The 18,847-nt window shown below is 65.7% G+C and carries 17 protein-coding genes; 4 read left to right on the top strand and 13 right to left on the bottom strand.

From position 1 onward, the window contains the following. Nucleotides 1–252, top strand: a 252-nt coding sequence (locus tag J6525_RS32360) for a transposase (protein ID WP_225646470.1), incomplete at its 5' end; no start/stop codon positions are given. Nucleotides 253–414: 162 nt separating this feature from the next. Here J6525_RS32360 and J6525_RS32365 read toward each other — a convergent pair. The 6 genes from J6525_RS32365 to J6525_RS32390 all read right to left on the bottom strand — a co-directional run bounded on the left by J6525_RS32365 (nucleotide 415) and on the right by J6525_RS32390 (nucleotide 9,286). Then, on the bottom strand, nucleotides 415–2,058 hold the full coding sequence (locus J6525_RS32365; RefSeq protein ID WP_225647762.1) for a GMC family oxidoreductase: 1,644 nt from the start codon (nucleotides 2,056–2,058) through the stop codon (nucleotides 415–417). Nucleotides 2,059–2,086: 28 nt separating this feature from the next. Continuing rightward, entirely contained in the window at nucleotides 2,087–2,680 is a 594-nt protein-coding gene (locus J6525_RS32370) for a GNAT family N-acetyltransferase (protein ID WP_092087340.1), read from the bottom strand. Nucleotides 2,681–2,826: 146 nt separating this feature from the next. Next, nucleotides 2,827–3,753 carry an SMP-30/gluconolactonase/LRE family protein gene (locus tag J6525_RS32375; protein ID WP_038386070.1) on the bottom strand — a complete coding sequence of 309 codons (927 nt, stop codon included), beginning with the start codon at nucleotides 3,751–3,753 and terminating at the stop codon, nucleotides 2,827–2,829. A gap of 446 nt (nucleotides 3,754–4,199) precedes the next feature. Further along, the gene (locus J6525_RS32380) at nucleotides 4,200–5,087 is read right to left on the bottom strand and encodes a 4-(cytidine 5'-diphospho)-2-C-methyl-D-erythritol kinase (RefSeq protein ID WP_225647763.1); all 888 of its coding nucleotides are present in this window, start codon (nucleotides 5,085–5,087) and stop codon (nucleotides 4,200–4,202) included. Nucleotides 5,088–5,408: 321 nt separating this feature from the next. Then, nucleotides 5,409–7,193, bottom strand: a complete 1,785-nt coding sequence (locus J6525_RS32385; RefSeq protein WP_092087346.1) for a tetratricopeptide repeat protein — start codon at nucleotides 7,191–7,193, stop codon at nucleotides 5,409–5,411. Between the two features lie 434 nt (nucleotides 7,194–7,627). Further along, entirely contained in the window at nucleotides 7,628–9,286 is a 1,659-nt protein-coding gene (locus J6525_RS32390) for an electron transfer flavoprotein-ubiquinone oxidoreductase (RefSeq protein ID WP_225647764.1), read from the bottom strand. Nucleotides 9,287–9,480: 194 nt separating this feature from the next. Here J6525_RS32390 and J6525_RS32395 point away from each other — a divergent pair, with 194 nt between their 5' ends. Then, nucleotides 9,481–10,296 (top strand): uracil-DNA glycosylase, encoded by an 816-nt coding sequence (locus tag J6525_RS32395; protein WP_225647789.1) that lies wholly within the window; start codon nucleotides 9,481–9,483, stop codon nucleotides 10,294–10,296. Between the two features lie 141 nt (nucleotides 10,297–10,437). Here J6525_RS32395 and J6525_RS32400 read toward each other — a convergent pair whose 3' ends face one another. The 4 genes from J6525_RS32400 to J6525_RS32415 all read right to left on the bottom strand — a co-directional run bounded on the left by J6525_RS32400 (nucleotide 10,438) and on the right by J6525_RS32415 (nucleotide 14,858). Beyond that, nucleotides 10,438–11,946 carry a glycosyltransferase family 39 protein gene (locus tag J6525_RS32400; RefSeq protein WP_225647765.1) on the bottom strand — a complete coding sequence of 503 codons (1,509 nt, stop codon included), beginning with the start codon at nucleotides 11,944–11,946 and terminating at the stop codon, nucleotides 10,438–10,440. A gap of 323 nt (nucleotides 11,947–12,269) precedes the next feature. Continuing rightward, the gene (rnhB, locus tag J6525_RS32405) at nucleotides 12,270–13,046 is read right to left on the bottom strand and encodes a ribonuclease HII (protein ID WP_225647766.1); all 777 of its coding nucleotides are present in this window, start codon (nucleotides 13,044–13,046) and stop codon (nucleotides 12,270–12,272) included. 76 nt (nucleotides 13,047–13,122) lie between these two features. Then, nucleotides 13,123–13,569 (bottom strand): VOC family protein, encoded by a 447-nt coding sequence (locus tag J6525_RS32410; RefSeq protein ID WP_018273372.1) that lies wholly within the window; start codon nucleotides 13,567–13,569, stop codon nucleotides 13,123–13,125. A gap of 122 nt (nucleotides 13,570–13,691) precedes the next feature. Continuing rightward, entirely contained in the window at nucleotides 13,692–14,858 is a 1,167-nt protein-coding gene (locus J6525_RS32415) for a PA0069 family radical SAM protein (RefSeq protein ID WP_225647767.1), read from the bottom strand. A gap of 164 nt (nucleotides 14,859–15,022) precedes the next feature. On the opposite strand from J6525_RS32415, the gene J6525_RS32420 reads away from it, so the two are divergent. Both J6525_RS32420 and J6525_RS32425 read left to right on the top strand, forming a co-directional pair. Then, nucleotides 15,023–15,592 carry a glycosyltransferase gene (locus J6525_RS32420; RefSeq protein ID WP_092087357.1) on the top strand — a complete coding sequence of 190 codons (570 nt, stop codon included), beginning with the start codon at nucleotides 15,023–15,025 and terminating at the stop codon, nucleotides 15,590–15,592. A 45-nt stretch (nucleotides 15,593–15,637) separates the two neighbouring features. Beyond that, the gene (locus tag J6525_RS32425) at nucleotides 15,638–16,573 is read left to right on the top strand and encodes a bifunctional helix-turn-helix transcriptional regulator/GNAT family N-acetyltransferase (protein ID WP_225647768.1); all 936 of its coding nucleotides are present in this window, start codon (nucleotides 15,638–15,640) and stop codon (nucleotides 16,571–16,573) included. 205 nt (nucleotides 16,574–16,778) lie between these two features. Here J6525_RS32425 and moaB read toward each other — a convergent pair whose 3' ends face one another. The 3 genes from moaB to J6525_RS32440 all read right to left on the bottom strand — a co-directional run bounded on the left by moaB (nucleotide 16,779) and on the right by J6525_RS32440 (nucleotide 18,740). Continuing rightward, a complete protein-coding gene (gene moaB, locus J6525_RS32430) occupies nucleotides 16,779–17,342 on the bottom strand; it encodes a molybdenum cofactor biosynthesis protein B (protein WP_225647769.1) in 564 nt (187 codons plus the stop codon). Nucleotides 17,343–17,528: 186 nt separating this feature from the next. After that, entirely contained in the window at nucleotides 17,529–18,467 is a 939-nt protein-coding gene (ypfJ, locus tag J6525_RS32435) for a KPN_02809 family neutral zinc metallopeptidase (RefSeq protein WP_225647770.1), read from the bottom strand. A gap of 96 nt (nucleotides 18,468–18,563) precedes the next feature. Beyond that, the gene (locus J6525_RS32440; RefSeq protein ID WP_225647771.1) at nucleotides 18,564–18,740 is read right to left on the bottom strand and encodes a hypothetical protein; all 177 of its coding nucleotides are present in this window, start codon (nucleotides 18,738–18,740) and stop codon (nucleotides 18,564–18,566) included. Nucleotides 18,741–18,847 lie beyond the last annotated feature (107 nt).

Here is an 18,847-nt window from a genome sequence, read left to right on the forward strand (position 1 = left end):
AATCAACTCCTCGACGCGCTCTCAGACTGCGGTCCATGGACTGTCGAGATCGTCGAGCGGCCTCAAGGCGTCAAAGGCTTCCAGCTTCTGCCGAGGCGGTGGGTGGTTGAACGCACATTCGCTTGGTTCGGCAGATGCCGCCGCCTCGCCAAGGACTTCGAGGCGACGGTGGCAACCGAAGCTGCCTGGCTGCTGATTGCACACATCAGGCTCCTGACCCGCAGACTCGCGGCTGCAGCTAAGGTTGGGTGATTTATGAGTCAGACTCTGAGGAGCGCGTAGCGCGTCTCGAAGGATGCACGGCCCCACTCGGGCCGTCGTGCTTCGAGACGGCCGCTTCGCGGCCTCCTCAGCATGACGGTGTTAGACACAGCGCGCTGATCAAGAAGCAACATCGCGTACGCCTCTATTCCCTCACGCATACTCCGGCAGCTTCGCAGCCGCCTCGGGCGCCTTGCCGCGGATCATGTCGGAGGCCTTGTCGGCGATCATCAGGGTCGAGGCGTTGAGATTGGCCGAGATCATCCGCGGCATGATCGAGGCGTCGATCACGCGCAGGCCCTCCATGCCATGGACCCGAAGCTGGTCGTCGACCACCGCCCACGGCGCGTCCGCCGGTCCCATCCGGCAGGTGCAGCCGGGATGGAAGGTGGTGGTGCCGCGCTCGGTCGCGGCCGCGAGCAGTTCGTCGTCGCTCGTGACCTTCGGGCCCGGAAAGTCCTCATAGGCGTAATACGGACTGAGCGGCTCGGAGGCGAGCAGCCGGCGCGCCAGCTTCATGCCGGCGACGACGACGCGGCGGTCGATCTCCTCGGCAAGGTAGTTGGTCTGGATGATCGGCGACGCGAACGGATCGGCGGAGCGGATCCGGACATAGCCGCGGCTCTCCGGCCGCTGCTGCCAGGACGCCACCGTCATGCCGGGCTCGTCCTCGAGCTGGCCCTGCACGCCTTCCTTGTAGCTCGCCGGCGTGAAGGTGAGCTGCAGATCGGAGCTCTCGGTGGTCTCGCCGGAATGCCAGAAGCAGTAGACCATGGTCGGCGACAGCGACAGTAGGCCGCGCCGCGTCGTCGCCCATTTGATCGCCTCGCCCCACAGGCTGAAGCCGCGGCGAAGCTCGTTGATGGTCCTGATGTTCTTGACCCGCGCCACCGAGCGCGGCGCGTAATGATCCTGCAAACCTTCGCCGACACCCGGCAGCGCGTGGCGCACCTCGATGCCGTGCGCCTGCAACAGCTCGGGCGCGCCGACGCCGGAGAGCTGCAACAGCTGCGGCGAGTTGTAGGCGCCGCCGGAGAGGATGACCTCCTTGGTGGCGCGGATCTCCAGGGGATCGCCGTGCTTGCCGCCGCGGTTGTAGCGCACACCGACCGCGCGCTTGCCCTCGAAGATGATGCCGGTGACATGCGCATGCGTGCGCACGTCGACATTGGGCCGCCGCCGCGCCGGATGCAGGAACGCGGTCGCGGCGCTGACCCGGCGTCCATTCAGGATGGTGCGCTGGCAGTACGACACGCCTTCCTGGATCTGGCCGTTGTAATCGGGATTGCGCGGAATGCCGAGGCTGACCGCGCCTGCCATGAAGGCCTCGCAGAGCGGATCCTGCCAGTCCATGGTGGTGACGGTCAGGTTGCCGTCGCGGCCGCGATAGGTGTCGTCGCCCTCGCCGATCCGCCTCTCCATGCGCCGGAAATAGGGCAGCACGTCGGGATAGCCCCAGCCGCGATTGCCGAGTTGCGCCCAAGTGTCGAAATCCTGTCGCTGGCCGCGATTATAGATGTGGCCGTTGATCGAGGACGAGCCGCCGAGCGTCTTGCCGCGCGGCGCATAGATGCTGCGCCCGCCGGTGTAGGGACCCACCTCCTGCTGATAGGCCCAGTTCACGCTCTTCATATGGAAGGTCTTGATGAAGCCGGCCGGCAGATGGATGTAGGGATGCCAGTCGCTCGGCCCCGCCTCGAGCACGCACACCCTGGTGCCCGCGTCTTCACTCAACCGGTTGGTCAGCACGCTCCCGGCGGAGCCTGCGCCGATGATCACATAATCGAACGTTTCCATCGTCTCGTTTCTGGCGCCGACTATCGTGTCAGCGCGGCTTTTCGTTGAGTTGATAGGTCAGATGCGCCTTCACCGTCGGCCATTCGCTGGCGATGATGCTGTAAACCACGGTGTCGCGCAACGTGCCGTTGGGCGCGATCTGATGGCTGCGCAGGATGCCGTCCTGCTTCGCACCCAGACGCTCGATGCCGCGCCGGCTCTGGTGATTGAAGAAATGCGTGCGGAACTCGACCGCGATGCAATCAAGCTTCTCGAAGGCATGGGTCAGCAGTAGCAGTTTGCACTGCGTATTGACCGCGCTGCGCTGCACACGCTTGGCGTACCAGGTCGAGCCGATCTCGACGCGACGGTTCGGCGTGTCGACGTTCATGTAGGTCGTCATGCCCGAGATCCGCCCCTCGGCGTCGAACACCGTGAACGGCAGCATCGATCCGGCCTTTTGTAGGCCGAGCCGGCGGTCGATCTCCTTGACCATGTTCTCCGGCTGCGGGATCGCGGTGTACCAGAGCTTTGACAGCTCGCCGTCCTTCACCGCTTCGACCAGCCCGTCGCGATGATCGTGTGACAACGGCTCCAGCCGCGCATGCGCGCCGCGAAGGGTGACCGGTTCAAGCCAGGGCATTCGAGATCTCTCCATCTTTGTCATTCCGGGGCGATGCGCAGCATCGAACCCGGAATCTCGAGATTCCCCGATGCGCAATTGCGCATCTGAGGTCTGGCGCTTCGCACCATCCCGGAATGACGATTGCGCTTCGCGAACCGCAATCGTCATCTATTCAGAAAGTTCAGCGGCAATCCCGGCCGCGGCCAGTCCATCGCGATCAGCTCGCCCTTGCCCGACAGCGTGATGTAGGCGGTCTTCAGCTCGGGGCCGCCGAAGGCGATGTTGGTGGTGACGCGGTCGCCGGTCGGCACCTGCTCGACCACGGTGCCGTCGGGCGCGATCACCGAGATGCAGCCCGAGACCAGCGTCGCGACGCAGACATTGCCGTTCGCTTCCACGGCGAGCGAGTCGAACATCTGGTAGCCGCCGAGGCCGGCGATCGGCTTGCCGCGCTCGCCGCGATAGATCACGTCGCGCGGCTTGACGGTGCCGGGCTCTGAAACTTCATACGCCCACAGCCGCGCGGTCGGCGTCTCCGCGATGTAGACGGTCTTCTCGTCCGGCGACAGGCCGATGCCGTTGGCCGGCAGGATGCCGTGCACCGCCTCGACGATCTCGTTCATGCCGGGCTTCAGATAGTAGAACGCGCCGACATCCATGTCGCGGGCACGGCGCTTGCCGAGGTCCGAGAACCACAGGCCGCCTTGCCTGTCGAACACCAGATCGTTCGGCCCGCGCAGTTCGTGCTCGCCGCATTTCGTCACCACGGTCTCGACCTTGCCGGATTGCAGATCGACGCGCTGGATCGAGCCGCCGAGATAATCCTCCGGCTGCGGCCCCGGCATGATCATGTTGCGGGTCGGAATCCAGGAGAAGCCACCATTGTTGCAGATGTACATCTTGCCGTCCGGGCCGAGCGCCGCGCCGTTCGGGCCGCCCGGCACCTTGGCGACGATCTCCTTGCGCCCGTCGGGATAGACCCGCGTCAGCCGCTGGCCGCGGATTTCGACCAGCACGACCGAACCGTCGGGCATGACGACCGGACCTTCGGGAAACTCCAGATCGGTGGCGAGAACTCGGATATTGGCCATGGCATCCTCCCGGCTCTTTGGCTGCAGGCGGATTCCGAACGGCCCCGCACGCGCAACGTTGTTGTTTCATCCTGTTATGGCAAACGGGGTTTGGCTTGCCAAGCAATGGCCCCGCAAGGCTGCCCGGCGTTGGGGTGGGATGGGCGCGCCGCAAATGCCCCTGTCGTCCCTGCCTAGTGCGCAATTGCGCACTAGGCAGGGACGACATCGAGTAGGTGGCACGGTCAGTGAGTCAAACTTCCGCGTTCTCGCGACACTGTCCGAGCTTCGCGCTTCGGATAAAGCGAAATATTTTCGCGCGCGAGGATTGACAGGTTTTGCTGAGTTGCCCGTCGGGTTGTTTTGTCGCACCCCTCTCCGTCGTCATTCCCCAGTGCGCAATTGCGCGCCTGAGGGCGCGCCTCCTGGCGCGAGCCTCGGAATGACGGAGAGAGAATGGGCGCGCGCTAGCTCAGCGTGCCCGCATGCACCCACCAGCCGGGGTGATCGGCGCGGAGTTGTTCGCCGGCCGCCTCGGCGTCGGCGTCGGTTCCGAACATGGCAAAGCAGGTCGCGCCCGAGCCCGACATGCGCACCAGACGAACGCCCCGGGTCTCACGCAGCGCGGACAGCACGTCACTGATGACGGGCTGGATGCGCGCCGCGGGGGCTTCGAGATCGTTGGTGCCGCGCTCCAGCGCCGCGATCCAATCGTCGATCGCGCGGCCGGCTTCCGGCCATGACGGCGCCTGCATCACGACGTCGGTGGCGCCGATCAGGAGCTCGCCATTGCGCAGGCCGAGCGCATTGAAGACGTCCCTGGTCGCAACCGGCACGCGCGGATTGACCAGCACGCACGGCATTTTCGGCAGGTCGAGCGGCAGCAGGCCTTCGCCGACGCCGGTCATGTCGCAGGCCCGCGAGGCGACGCACACCGGCACGTCGGCGCCGGTCTGCAGCGCGACCTCCATGATCCGGCTATCGTCGAGCGAGAGCTCATTGAGCCGCGCCAACAGCCGCAGCGCCGCCGCGGCGTCCGCCGAGCCGCCGCCGATGCCGGCCGCAACCGGCAGCACCTTCTCCAACGTGAAGTGGCCGACCTCGAGGTCCGCGACGCGCTCGCCGAGCAGCCGCGCGGCCTTCAGCACCAGATTGTCAGAGGTGTCGCCGCAGGCATCGGCCAGCGGCCCCGCCATCGAAAGCGACAGCTCGGGTCCCGGCTCGAGCATCAGGCGATCGGCGCAATCGGCAAACGCGACGACGCTCTCCAAGTCGTGAAACCCGTCGACGCGCCGCCCGACAACCTTCAGCGTCAGGTTGACCTTGGCACGCCCTTCTTCAATCAGCGCCGGCACGGCGATAAACCCCTAAAAAACAAACATCGTGATGCGATTAGCGTAAATCGCCGTACGATCCTATCCCTTTGTTTGGATGGAAATTCCGCCATGACTCGTCATGCCCGGGCATAGCCGTCTGAAGGACGGCGTCGCTTCCGCTCGCCCATGACCCGGGCATCTATCAACCAAGAACGAATTTCTCGAAGGGATGGATGGCCGGGTCAAGCCCGGCCATGACGGGCAAACGTCAATGCCCGGGACATCTTGCGCGAAGACGCGCTTCGCGCTTTTGCCCGGGCATCACGGTATTTTATGAAGATGCAGCGCGACGACCGCCGCTCAGCCGCCCTTGCCGTCGTCGTCCTTCTTCTTCTCGGCGGCGGCGGCGTTGGAGGTGTCATCCGGCAGGCCGTTGTCGATCTTGGCCTGGATCTTCGGCAGCTCTTCCGGCTCGGGCTTAAGGTCGCGGGCATGCGCCCACTGGAACTTGGCTTCCAGGGTGCGGCCGACGCGCCAGTAAGCGTCGCCGAGATGGTCGTTGATGGTCGGATCTTCCGGCTTCAGATCGATCGCGCGCTCGAGGTTCTTGACCGCCTCCTCGTAATTGCCGATCCGGTAATAGGCCCAGCCGAGCGAGTCCACGATGTAGCCGTCGTCGGGGCGCTGATCGACGGCACGCTTGATCATCTTCATGCCTTCGTCGAGGTTGATGCCCTGGTCGATCCAGGAATAACCGAGATAGTTCAGCACATGCGGCTGCTCGGGCTGCAGCTCGAGCGCCTTGCGCATGTCGGCCTCGGCCTTGTTCCACTGCTTGGAGCGCTCCTCGCAGATGCCGCGATAGTAATAGGTGACCCAGGCGTTCTTGTCGCCGCCGGCCGGCAGTGCGTCGATCGCCTGCGAATAGGTGGTGGCGCAGTCGGCGAACTTCTTGCGGCCGCGCTCGATATTGCCGAGCGCCAGGATCGCCTCGATGTCCTTCGGCTGATCCGATGTGACTTCCTTGAGGATCTTGATCGCCTCGTCGCTGCGGTCGGCGGCGTCGAGATTGGTCGCGAGCTGGATCTGCGCGTTGCGCTTCAGCGGCGAGGACGCCGGCATCCGCTCATAGACCTTGATCGCCATCTGCGGCTTCTTCACCGATTCATAGAGATCGGCGAGCGACAGCAGCGCCAGCGGATGGTTGGGCTGCAGATAGAGCGCGAGTTGCAGATAGACCAGCGCGAGGTCCTCGCCGCCGCGGCGGGTCAGCGTCGCGCCGATGCCGTACAGCGCCTCGGCCGCGCCGGCCTGCGGTGACTCGACCAGCGGCGGCAGCTTCTTGCCGGCCTTGGTCTCCTTGATGCCTTCCAGCACCAGCGGGTGACGCGGCAGCTTCTTGTCGAAGGCCTCGTACATCGCGGTCGCGGCGGCCGCGTCCTTGTTGCGCGAGGTCCAACGCGCATATTCGTCGACCGTGCGCAGCATCGAATCGTCGAGCTTGTAGACGCGCTCGAAGCGGGCGCCGGCATCCTTCTCCTTGCCGGACAGCTCGTAGATCATGCCGGCATGGAGGTCCTTGAAGATCGGGTACCACTCGGGGCCGGTCAGCTTGTCGATCGAGGCGACCGCGGCCTTGCTGTCGCCGGCGCCATAGGCGGCCCAGGCCGACAGCAGCGTCGCGACGAGATCGGTGATCGGGCCGCGCACCGACTGGTTGATGTTGGACTGCGCGGCGGCATATTTCTTCAGCTTGAGATCGCGCACGCCGACGACCAGGCGCGCGACGCGGTTGGCCTTGTCCTGGGTCAGGATGCGGTCGGCAAGCTTGACCGCCTCCTCGATGTCGCCGTCGGCGAGCGAGGAGATGAAGGCGCGGTCGAGCAGCTCGGAATTCTTCGGGTCGGTGCGCAGCGCCGAGCGGTAGAACGTCGCGGCCGAGGTCGCATCGCGCTCGACGCTGGCGTGGCGGGCGGCGAGATAGCTACCGGCGGTGGTCAGCGACTTCAGGTCGTTCTTGGACGGGAATTGCGCGGTATTGTCGGTCGGATGGTCCGGCGTTTGCGCTGCAAGCTGCGCAGGCACGGCAAGCGCCGCGGCAGCGAGAACGGCAGTCGTCAGGCGGTGGAATCGGGTGGACAGCATCACGGTCGCCTTGCTCCAGGGATTTACGCCAAGATGGATTTTATGGCCAAGATCTTGCGATCAGTCTCAAAATGCGAACCCAAGCGGCGGCATCACGGCGGGGGACAATGCCGCTTTTGGCGCTCATCCGCAAGGATCGCCCAAAGGCAACCCATGACGAATCAATTGGCAGATTAGGCCTTTAGGCCCGCCGATCCAGCCAACCCCCGCAAGACGCTTCCACTATGGCGGTATCGTGACCGGGCCGGGCATATTCGCGCGCGGACGCAAAAAGGCGCGAGATAAGGGCGCCACGGCACCCCTTTTCGCGCCTTCTGTTGTAACCGGGGGTGCAATCCGGCCGCTCCACGCGCGGAGAGGCCAAGCGGAGGTTGCGGCAACTCGCGCAGCCGCCTCACGCAAATGTGGTCGGCCGCCTTGAGCTCACCCTGGCCTTACATCGCCTCGTAGTTCGGACCGCCGCCGCCCTCCGGCGGAACCCAGGTGATGTTGCCGTTGGGGTCCTTCACGTCGCAGGTTTTGCAGTGGACGCAGTTCTGGGCGTTGATCTGAAAGCGCGGACCCGTCGATTCCTCGACCCATTCATAAACGCCGGCCGGGCAATAGCGGTTGGAAGGACCGGCGAACACGTCGTGTTCCGAGGTCTTCTGCAGATTGAGATCGGCGACCTTGAGATGGACCGGCTGGTCCTCCTCATGGTTGGTGTTGGACAGGAACACCGACGACAGCTTGTCGAACGAGATCTTGCCGTCCGGCTTCGGATAGGCGATCGGCTGGTGCTGCTTGGACGGATCGAGCGTCTTGCGGTCCGGCTTGGCGTGCGACTGGGTGCCGAACAACGAGAAGCCGAGCGTGTTGCACCACATGTCGAAGCCGGAGAGCGCCATGCCGAGCAGGTTGCCGAACTTCGACAGCAACGGCTTGGCATTGCGGACCTTGAACAGGTCCTTGCCGATCGCCGACGAGCGCCAGGCGTTCTCGTACTCGACGAGCTCGTCATTGGCGCGGCCGGCGCCGAGCGCGGCCGCGACATGCTCGGCGGCGAGCATGCCGGAGCCCATCGCATTGTGGACGCCCTTGATGCGCGGCACGTTGACGAAGCCCGCCGCGCAGCCGATCAGCGCGCCGCCCGGGAACGAGAGCCGCGGCACCGACTGGTAGCCGCCCTCGGTGATTGCGCGCGCTCCATAGGCGAGCCGCTTGCCGCCCTCGAACAGCTCGCGGACATCGGGATGGGTCTTGAAGCGCTGGAATTCGTCGAACGGCGACAGATAGGGGTCGTTGTAGTTCAAATGCACCACGAAGCCGACCGCGACGCGGTTGTCGTCGTAATGATAGAGGAACGAGCCGCCGCCGGTCTTGTCGTTCAGCGGCCATCCGAGCGTGTGCTGAACCCGACCCTTCTTGTGCTTCGCCGGGTCGATCTGCCAGACCTCCTTGAGGCCGATGCCGAACTTCGGCGGCTCGGAGCTGGCATCGAGATTGAACTTCGCGATCAGCTGCTTGGACAGCGAGCCGCGTGCACCTTCGGCGAACAGCGTGTACTTGCCGAGCAGCTCCATGCCGCGAGTGTAGGAATCCTTGTGGCTGCCGTCCCTGGCGATGCCCATGTCGCCGGTGGCGATGCCGCGCACCGCGCCCTTGTCGTCATAAAGCACTTCGGCCGCGGCAAAGCCCGGATAGATCTCGACGCCGAGCGCTTCCGCCTTCGGTGCCAGCCAGCGGCAGACATTGCCGAGCGAGCCGATGTAGCAGTGATGATTGTTCATCAGCGGCGGCATGATGAAGTTCGGCAGACGGAACCAGCCTTGCGACGTCGTCCAGTAGAAGCGGTCGTCCTTGACCTGCGTCTTCAGCGGGCAATCGGCGTCGTCGCGCCAGTCGGGCACGAGCTTGTCGAGCCCGGCCGGATCGATCACCGCACCCGAGAGGATGTGCGCGCCGACCTCGGAGCCCTTCTCCACCACGACGATCGAGAGCTCCGGATTGAGCTGCTTCAGCCGGATCGCGGCCGACAGGCCCGACGGGCCGGCGCCGACGATGACGACGTCGAATTCCATAGACTCGCGCGGAGGAAGGTCTTCAGCACTCATGATCTTTGATCTCAGCCCATTGAGAACGCTTCTAAGCTTTTCACGGGTCGTTGTTTCCGATTTTTGGCGGAAGGACAACCATGGAATTGCGCTTCCATGGGTTTGCACGGCCCGGGTACCGCAAGAGAATAATCTTTTCCGAAAACCGCCCTCCACTTTTCTGGTCGATGCTCTAGATTGCGCCGATGATGGTCCTGCCGCCCGAGCCCACCCCTACACTGCAGCAATTGCTGGCCTTTTACCTCGAGGCCGGGGTCGACTGTGCGCTTGGCGATGCGCCGATCAACCGGCTCGAGGAGCCGGAGCCAGTTCCCGCCCCTGCCGCACCGCGTCCATCAGTTGCGCTCAATCCGCTGCGTCCGCCGCCGATGCCGTCAGTTCCGCGCGGCGAAATCACCGTGGCGCCGGATGCCGCGATCGCTTCCGCGCGCGAGGCTGCGCGGACCGCGCCGACGCTTGAAGCCCTGCGCATGCTGATGGAGAATTTCGACGGCTGCGCGCTGAAGCACACCGCGACCAGGCTGGTGTTCGCCGACGGCAATCCGCAGGCGCGCGTGATGTTCGTCGGCGAGGCACCGGGCCGCGACGAGGACATCGAGGGCCTGCCGTTCGTCGGCCGGTCCGGCAAGCTGCTCGACCGCATGATCGCCGCGATTGGGCTCGACCGCAGCAAAGCCTATATCGCCAACGTGATCCCGTGGCGGCCGCCCGGCAACCGTACGCCGACGCCGCAGGAGACGCAGGTGTGCCTGCCCTTCATCCAGCGCCATATCGAACTCGTGAATCCCGACGTGCTGGTGACGCTCGGCAATCCCTCGACGCAGGCGCTGCTCGGAACGCGCGAGGGCATCATGCGCACGCGCGGCAAATGGATCGACTACGACACCGGCACCCGCACGATCCGCGCCGTCGCCACCTTCCATCCGGCCTATCTGCTGCGCTCGCCGTCTTACAAGCGGCTGTCGTGGCAGGATCTGCGCGCGATCGCGAAGGTGCTGCAGGCGGCGTAGCTTCGTAGCCCGGATGGAGCCAACGGGTCGCGCGGACGCGCGCCCGATGACAGGCTCCGCGCAATCCGGGTGGATCAGGTAGCGTGAAAGAGCGGCCCCGGATTTCGCTCCACTTCATCCGGGCTACGGCTCCACGTCAAATCACGTCCCCTTCGGCCGCACGATCGCCCAGCCGATCCGCAGCACCGGCTGCCGTCCGTTGACCAGCCGGTCGAACGAACGCGGCACTTCCGGCACGAGGCCGGGGAAGCGCTGCGCGATGTCGGGCGGCGGCGTGCCGGCGGTGTCCTGTGCGCGCCACACCACGACGCCGCCGGTCTCGTTGAATTTTGCGACCGACAGCCACGGCGTCCGCTGCGGCGTGGCGTCGAGCAAAAGATGCGGGCGGCGGCGGTTCATCGCGATCAGGCTGGCAAGTTCGGGATCGCCGGCCACCGCGCGCAGGCGCTGGTTGGTGCGGCGCTCATAGCTGTCATTGAAGAAGCGGCCCATCGCGGCTGCCGGCAACGAGGTAGACGCCTCCGTGGTGCTGGTCCAGGGCAGGAACAGCGCCGCCGCCAGCGCGAGCGCCGCAGGCGCCGCGACCGCCAGGGCCCAGACCGAACGCAGCAGCCGCTGCCGCCTGAGCGGGATCAGTTCGCCGGTCGCGACCACGACGGCGAGCCCGGACATCAACAGCGCCACGCCGGCGCCGCCGAAGGCGCGATCGAGATTGAACAGCCCGGAGACGAAGCTGCTGGCGATCGCCGGCGCGAACGCGAAGAAATACACGAATTGCCGCGCCAGCGGACTGACCGGCGGACGGTAGATGATCGGGGCATCCTCCGTATCGCGGGCGAACCAGCGCGAATTGAGGATCGCCAGCAGCGCGATCGCGGCGGTCGCCACGATCAGCCCGCCGAGCACCACGCCCCAGCGCAGCGCGTGCGCCTTGAGATCGGCGAGTGCCGGCAGGACCGGCAGCGCCAGCACGTCGGCGCGGAGCAGCCAGATCAGGTAGGGCAGCGCCAGCACGATGATGACGAGCAGCGCGTAGATCGGATCGACCGATTTGAGCATGCGCCGCCCGCGCTCGGTTGCGAGCGCAAAGCCGATCACGAGCAGGATCATGCCGATCGCCGCCGGCGTCGTCAGCAGCAGGAGGCCGCAATCGATCGACCAGGCGAACCAGGCGCTGCGCCGGTTCTGCCCGATCAGTTGCCAGGAATGCAGCAGCAGCAGCGCCCAGAGCGGGCGCGCCAGGATCAGCGGGCCGAACTCGACGCTTGGCGAGGAGAACACCACGACCGTCATCGACAGCAGCACTGCCAGCACGCCCTGCGGGCCGCCGACGATGGAGCGCGCCAAGGCGTAAAAGGCGATGAAGGTGACGATTTCGCAGACCTGCGCCAGGAGATAGACGCCGAACACGTGATTGCCGACGGCGCGGAAGGCGATGTCGGCGAGCCAGAACGCGAGCGGCGGCCCCATGTCGGTGCCGACCTGATATTCGCGACCGAAGGCGAGGATGGTGGCGAGGTTGCCGGGCGGACTGCCGTAGAAGACGGCCGGCAGGAACAGCCAGATCGCGGCCTGCGCAAGCACCACGATCCAGACCACGAGGCGCGGCCGGGCGCGGATCAGTTCGACAACCAGGGAGGTAAACCGCATGAAACGCCTGAAATGCCCCAGCCACCCGTATCAAGCGGCGCCATCTGATCCCGAGCGTTTTTGATAAACGGCGGCGGCGATGGAGGCAACCGGGCTGGATGTGTCCACGGTGCAAAGTCAAACATCGCTGTCATGCCCCGCGAAGGCGGGGCATCCAGTACGCCGCGGCGGCCAGGCTTGAGCACAACGGTCTCTGGAATACTGGATCGCCCGGTCCCGTCTTCGCCAAGGCTTCGACGAGGCCACGGCCCCCTGGCGCGCCAAAGCTTTAGCGGAGGCGGCGAGCCGGGCGATGACAGCCGAGAGTGCGGCGCCGCCGCGCTTTACGCCGCTTCGGATGCCGCGGCTTCGCTTTCGGCGTCCAACGTGAACAGGTCCGGCTCCGCCGGGACCGGGAAATGCTTCAACCGCGCCGCGACGACGGGGGCGAAGAAGCTGCGGTGATGGCTGCTGGGGCCGAGCCGGTCGAGCGCCTCGAGGTGCTCGGGGACGGCATAGCCCTTGTGCTGCTCGAAGCCGTAGCCGGGACAATCCAGCGCCAGCGCGCACATCAGGCGGTCGCGCGTCACCTTGGCGATGATCGAGGCCGCCGCGATCGAGGCCACGATGCCGTCGCCGCCGATCACGGCATCGCAGTCGCAGGACGTGGCAAGCTTGTCGCGGCCGTCGACGAAGACGTGCTTCGGCATTTCCGGCAGCGCATGCACCGCGCGCGCCAGCGCCCACAGCGAGGCGCGCAGGATGTTGTCGCGGTCGATCCGCGCCCGTGACGCCACCGCGACCGAGAACGCTGCTGTCGCGCAGATTTCCTCGAACAGTTCCTCGCGGCGCTCGACGGTCAGCCGCTTCGAATCATCGAGGCCCTTGGGTATCCGATTTGGGTCCAGCACCACGGCGGCGGCGACCACCGGACCCGCCAGCGGCCCGCGCCCGGCCTCGTCGCAGCCGGCAACCGGCCAGACACCGCGCTTGATCAGCGCGCGCTCGCGCCGAAAGCTCGGCCGCGTCACCACGATGACGCGCTTGTCCGGCTTGGCCGGCTCGGCCGGTTTCTTCTTCGACGCAGTCTTTGACGTGCTGTTGGACTTGTCCCGAATCATGCGGGGATCGTGATCAAGCCCGGCCCGCGGCGCAACCTGGAACCTGGCGCCCTTCCCCGTTATTCAATTCGCCGCCCTAATCGGGAATTGACACCCGGCGGTCGTCGCGAACCTCAAAGCCCGGCGCGCGCACCACTTCCCAAGCGTGGCCGTCGGGATCGCCGAAATAGCCGCAATATCCCCCATAGCTGGTGGGCTGCGCGGGCTTCAGCAGCCTGGCGCCTTTCGACAACGCGAACGCCATCACACGATCGACCTCGGCGTCGTCGTTGCAGTTCCAGGCGATCGCGACGCCGCGGAACGCTGACGGCCGTGGTTGATCCGGCAGCCCGGCATCGGCGGCGAGCAGATGCCACGGGAACAGGCCGAGCACGGTGCCGCCGGTCTCGAAGAAGGCGACCTCCTCGCCGGTCGCGCGCATCTTCCTGGTGAAGCCGAGCGATTCATAAAAGCCGATGCTGGCGCGCATGTCGCTGACGCCCAGCGTGAGGACGGTGAAGCGTGCGGTCGGGGTGTTACTCATTGTTGCACTCACTGTTTGACGTCTTCGTAGCCCGGATGGAGCGAAGCGCAATCCGGGAAGTCTTCGGCCACGGGTCGAACAGACCCGGATTTCGCTGCGCTCCATCCGGGCTACGGGTCCGCCTAGAATAGACTGAGTTGCTGCCCGTTACGCTTCGGCTTGGCGAAGTGATCGGTGGTCAGCTTGGTCCGCCGCTTGTTGAAGCCGAGCTTTTCGCAGGCGATCTCGAAGCGGCGGCCGATCATCCAGGCCATCGGGCCGGTGCCCTTCATCCTGGTACCCCATTGCGAGTCGTAGTCGCGGCCGCCGCGCATGTCGCGGATCAGCGTGAAGACGTGACGGTAGCGGTCGGGATAGTTCGCCATCAGCCATTCGCGGAACAGATCGCGCACCTCGAGCGGCAGGCGCAGCAGTACGTAGCTCGCCTCCCTGGCGCCGGCATGTGCGGCGGCATCGAGGATTCGCTCGATCTCGGAGTCGTTCAGCGCCGGGATCACGGGTGCGACCATCACCGTGGTCGGGATGCCGGCGTCGGCGAGCCGCTTGATCGCCTCGAGCCGCTTCGGCGGGGTCGAGGCGCGCGGCTCCATGGTGCGGGCGAGTTTCGGGTCGAGCGTCGTCACCGAGAGCGCGACCTTGGCGAGATTGCGCTTGGCCATCCGTGCCAGGATGTCGATGTCGCGGGTGACCAGCGCCGACTTGGTGACGATGCCGACCGGATGGCCGGCGCGCTCCAGCACCTCGAGAATGCCGCGCATGATCTTCCGGTCGCGTTCGATCGGCTGATAGGGATCGGTGTTGGTGCCGATCGCGATCATCCGGGCCTCGTAGTCCGGCGCCGCCAGTTCCTTCTCGAGCAGCGCGGGTGCGTCCGGCTTGGCGAACAGCTTCGATTCGAAGTCCAGCCCCGGCGACAGGCCGAGATAGGCGTGGGTCGGCCGCGCGAAGCAATAGACGCAGCCATGCTCACAGCCACGATAGGGATTGATCGAACGGTCGAAGCCGATGTCGGGCGAGTCGTTGCGGGTGATCACCTTGCGCGAGGTGTCGAGCGCCACGCTGGTCGCAAATGGCGGCAGGTCCTCGAGGCTCTGCCAGCCGTCGTCGAAGGCAACGCGCGCCTCGGCCTCGTAGCGGCCGCTGGCGTTGGACTGCGCGCCGCGGCCGCGCCGCCGCTCGCGCTCGATCGCGACCGCAAGCTCGGGAAAAGGGGAAGGTGCACCCGCCGGGTTATCGGAGGGCGCCGTTACCGGCGGGTGCTTGAGGGCATGAGAGGATGCTCGGCTCATGCTTTGAAGCTAACACAGCACTAGAACAAATCAAGAACAAGAACGGAGAAATTCCACAGAACCTTGCTACAAAATTCTGCAGGCGAACAGGCTGCTTTGAATATGACAAGGTGATAACACGGCCGGAGTTTCTCCACCGTTTGAGCCATCGAAGCCTCAAAATCATGCTGAGCGTGATCATTCCAACCGACGGCGTCGAGCGCACCGCGGTCGCAACATTGGCGGCGCTGGTGCCGGGCGCGGCCGCGGGCGTCATCCGCGAAGTGCTGCTGGTCGACCGCGGCAACAGCGATGTGATGGAGCGCGTCGCCGACGTCGCCGGCTGCCGCTTCCTGCGCTTCGAGGGCACGCGCGCCGCCGCGCTTGCGGCAGGCGCGCGGCAGGCGCGGTCGCCCTGGCTGATGTTCCTGCATCCGGGCGCGGTGCTCGATGCCGGCTGGATCGAGGAAACCACCCAGTTCATCCAGATGGTGGCGGCGAGCGGCAAGGACCGCGCCGGCATCTTCCGCTACGCCCGCGCACCCTACACCGATCCCGGCCTGCGCGACGGCCTCAAATTCGTTGCCCGGATGATCACCGGGCCCTCGGCTGAACAGGGCCTTTTGATCGCGCGCGAGCATTACGAGCGGATCGGCGGCTACCGGCCCGACGCCCGCCGCTCCGAGGCGCGCCTGCTGCGCCGGCTCGGCCGCTCCTCGCGCACCATGCTGCGCAGCCGGATCATGGTGGCCTGAACAAAGCGCTTGCGGATTATTTGATTCCGTCAAATAATATGCTTGATGAAATCAAATTCCCATACCCTCGAGAGCCAGGTCGCCGCGGTCCGCGGCTTCAGCCGGTTCTATACCCGCAAGCTCGGCATCATCGAGCCGAAGCTGCTGCACTCGACATTCACGCTGCAGGAAGCGCGGATCATCTACGAGCTCGCACATCGCGAAAATTGCACCGCGACCGACCTGGTGCGCGATCTCGACCTCGATGCCGGCTTCGTCAGCCGCACGCTGGCGGCGTTGCAAAGGCGCCAGATCGTGACCCGCAAGCCGTCGAAGGCCGACAAACGCGTCAACGAGGTGGCCCTCACCGCCAAGGGCCGCACCGCAGCCGCCGACCTCGACCGCCGCTCGCGCAGCGAGGTCGGGGCGCTACTGAAGCAGATGGACGGCGACCGTCGCGCCGCGGTGGTGCGCGCCATGAGCACGATCGAGCAATCGCTGGAGCCGCCCGCCGGGAAACCGGTCGGCTTCCTGCTGCGCAGCCATCGCGTCGGCGACATGGGCTGGGTCGTCTCGCGGCAGGGACAAGCCTACGCGGAGGAATATGGCTGGGACATCAGCTACGAGGCGTTGGTGGCCGAGATCTGCGCGCAGTTTCTGCGATCGTTCGATCCGGCCCGCGAGCATTGCTGGATCGCTGAGGTCGACGGCGAGCCGGTCGGCTCGGTCTTCCTGGTCGACGGCGGCGACGGGGTCGCCAAGCTGCGGCTGCTGCTGGTGGAAGAAAAGGCGCGCGGGCTCGGCGTCGGCCGCGCCCTGGTTGAGCAATGCATCCGCGCCGCGCGCGAGAAGGGCTACACGAAGATGACGCTGTGGACCCAGAGCATCCTGGTCGCCGCGCGCGGCATCTACGCCCGCGCCGGCTTCCAGCGGGTCAAGGAAGAAAAGCACCACAACTTCGGCGTCGACCTGGTCGGCGAGACCTGGGAGCTGGAGTTGTGAAGCCGCAGCGCCGAGACGTCTGGACTGCGTAGCCCGGATAGAGCGAAGCGCAATCCGGGAGCGGTGCTGCCGCGGAAGAGACTGCCCCGGATTTCGCTTCGCTCCATCCGGGCCACGGAAGCTCATCCTTGAGATTCCGGGCTCGTGCTTCGCACGCCCTGAGAAGCGCAATTGCGCATCGGGGAATGACGTGGATAGAGGGTGCCTACGCGCTCGCGCCTTTCGCCTTCGGGCGGCGAAGATGTTCATCCAGCCGCGGCATGATCTCCACGAAATTGCAGGGCCGCGTGCGGTAGTCGAGCTGGGCGGCCAAAATGCCGTCCCAGCCGTCGCGGCAGGCGCCGGGCGAGCCGGGCAGGCAGAAGATGAAGGTCGCGCCCGCAACGCCGGCGGTGGCGCGGCTCTGGATCGTCGACGCCCCGATCTTGGCGTGGCTCAGCATGTGGAAGGCGATCGAAAAGCCGTCCATCCGCTTCTCGAACAGCGGCTCGACCGCCTCCGGCGTCACGTCGCGACCGGTAAAGCCGGTGCCGCCGGTGGTGATGACGGCATCGACGGCAGGATCGGCGATCCAGCGCCGGATCACGCCTCTGATCGCCTCGACATCGTCGGTGACGATCTCGCGCGCCGCGAGCTTGTGGCCGGCCGCGGTGAGACGATCGGCGAGCGTGGTGCCCGACTTGTCATCCGCCAGCGAGCGGGTGTCGGAAATCGTCAGCACCGCGATGTTGAGTGGGATGAATGATTTGGATTCGTCGAGTGAGGACATTTACACCTCTTTCCCATCCCGCTGACGTCATCCTGAGGTGCTCGCCTTGCGGTGCACTTGCACCGCTGGGCGAGCCCTCGAAGGATGGGCCACAGGCGCTTCATCCTTCGAGGCTCGCCGAAGAGGCGAGCACCTCCCGAGTGAGCCCTAATGCGCTCATCCGGGGATGACGCTACCGGCACACGGCTACAAGCTACCGCCGAACGTGTTGCAGGCTTGCACGGTGCCCTGTTGGTAGCCCCTCATGAACCACTCCTTACGCTGCGCGGCGGAGCCGTGGGTGAAGGAATCGGGCACCACCCTGCCCGTCGCCTGCCGCTGCAGCGTGTCGTCGCCGATCGCGTTCGCGGTGGTCAGCGCGGCATCGATGTCGCCGGCCTCGAGGAAGCCCGGCCGCTTCTTCTCCTCGCGGTTGACCCAGACGCCGGAAAGGCAATCGGCCTGCAACTCGACCTTGACCTGCAGCGCGTTGGCCTCGGCCTTGCTGCCGGCCTGCTGCTGCAGCCGGTTCACGCGCGGAATGATGCCGAGCAGGTTCTGGATGTGATGGCCGGCCTCATGCGCGATGATATAGGCCGCGGTGAACTTGCAGGCGTTGCCAGAGCAGCCGCGGAAGCGCGTCTCGACCTCGCGGAAGAAGCCGGTGTCGAGGAAGATGGTCTTGTCCGGCGGACAGTAGAACGGTCCCATCGCCGACTGCGCCATGCCGCAACGGCCGCCATTGGTGGCATTGCGGAACAGCACGATCTTCGGACCGGTGTAGGTCTGCCCGCTGGCCTTGAAGATATCGCTCCAGCGATCGTCGATCTCGCCGAGGATGCCGGCGATCATGCTGCCCATCTCGTCGGTCGGCGCGCCGCGCTTGGCCTGCCCGCCCGACGACTGCCGGTCGGTCTGGTAGGTCGGCGCCTGGCCGCCGCCGGTGAGAATCTCGGCGCCGCCGATCAGGATGCGCGGGTCGATGCCGAAGGCGTAGCCGAGCAGGCCGAGGACGATGATGGTGCCGATGCCGAGGCCGCCACCACCCATCGGAATGCCGAAGCCGCCACCGCCCCCTCCGCCCATCCCGCCTTCATCGCGACGGTCTTCGATGTCGTCGCTGCGGCGGAAATCATCATAGCGCATGGTGGTTTCCCTTCATTCCAGTCGGCGACCCAACGCGGGACACTCCAACTTAAAATTTCCATTCTGTTAATCAATATCCTGCCCGGCAATAATTGCCTAGTCCGGAAGAGGCGCATCCCTTGCGGTGCAAACGGCTGCGAATGAGGGCGAATCTACCGCGCGAATCGTGCCGGTTTGATGATCCGCATTTTTTTCGCCGAACGCGCTGATGTTGCAGCACAACGCCGACGGCACTGCGCCATGCCGCGCAAAAGATGCTGCAATCTTTTGCATGAAGATTTCCAATTAAGTCGATTTTTACTTTGCCGGGTCAATGTGACGCCAGTCGGTTGTTTAGTCCCGCGTCGCCGACAGCGTCGCCTGAGTCAGAGTTCTTGAGT

It is taken from the genome of Bradyrhizobium australafricanum, from assembly GCF_020329495.1.
Classification (GTDB): Bacteria; Pseudomonadota; Alphaproteobacteria; order Rhizobiales; family Xanthobacteraceae; genus Bradyrhizobium; species Bradyrhizobium australafricanum.

Excerpts from the sequence above, each read along its gene's own strand:
- J6525_RS32365 (WP_225647762.1), bottom strand. The coding sequence starts at position 2,058 with ATGGAAACGTTCGATTATGTGATCATCGGCGCAGGCTCCGCCGGGAGC.
- J6525_RS32370 (WP_092087340.1), bottom strand. The coding sequence starts at position 2,680 with ATGCCCTGGCTTGAACCGGTCACCCTTCGCGGCGCGCATGCGCGGCTG.
- J6525_RS32375 (WP_038386070.1), bottom strand. The coding sequence starts at position 3,753 with ATGGCCAATATCCGAGTTCTCGCCACCGATCTGGAGTTTCCCGAAGGT.
- J6525_RS32385 (WP_092087346.1), bottom strand. The coding sequence starts at position 7,193 with ATGCTGTCCACCCGATTCCACCGCCTGACGACTGCCGTTCTCGCTGCC.
- J6525_RS32390 (WP_225647764.1), bottom strand. The coding sequence starts at position 9,286 with ATGAGTGCTGAAGACCTTCCTCCGCGCGAGTCTATGGAATTCGACGTC.
- J6525_RS32400 (WP_225647765.1), bottom strand. The coding sequence starts at position 11,946 with ATGCGGTTTACCTCCCTGGTTGTCGAACTGATCCGCGCCCGGCCGCGC.
- rnhB (WP_225647766.1), bottom strand. The coding sequence starts at position 13,046 with ATGATTCGGGACAAGTCCAACAGCACGTCAAAGACTGCGTCGAAGAAG.
- J6525_RS32410 (WP_018273372.1), bottom strand. The coding sequence starts at position 13,569 with ATGAGTAACACCCCGACCGCACGCTTCACCGTCCTCACGCTGGGCGTC.
- J6525_RS32415 (WP_225647767.1), bottom strand. The coding sequence starts at position 14,858 with ATGAGCCGAGCATCCTCTCATGCCCTCAAGCACCCGCCGGTAACGGCG.
- J6525_RS32420 (WP_092087357.1), top strand. The coding sequence starts at position 15,023 with ATGCTGAGCGTGATCATTCCAACCGACGGCGTCGAGCGCACCGCGGTC.
- J6525_RS32425 (WP_225647768.1), top strand. The coding sequence starts at position 15,638 with ATGAAATCAAATTCCCATACCCTCGAGAGCCAGGTCGCCGCGGTCCGC.
- moaB (WP_225647769.1), bottom strand. The coding sequence starts at position 17,342 with ATGTCCTCACTCGACGAATCCAAATCATTCATCCCACTCAACATCGCG.
- ypfJ (WP_225647770.1), bottom strand. The coding sequence starts at position 18,467 with ATGCGCTATGATGATTTCCGCCGCAGCGACGACATCGAAGACCGTCGC.
- J6525_RS32440 (WP_225647771.1), bottom strand. The coding sequence starts at position 18,740 with ATGCAAAAGATTGCAGCATCTTTTGCGCGGCATGGCGCAGTGCCGTCG.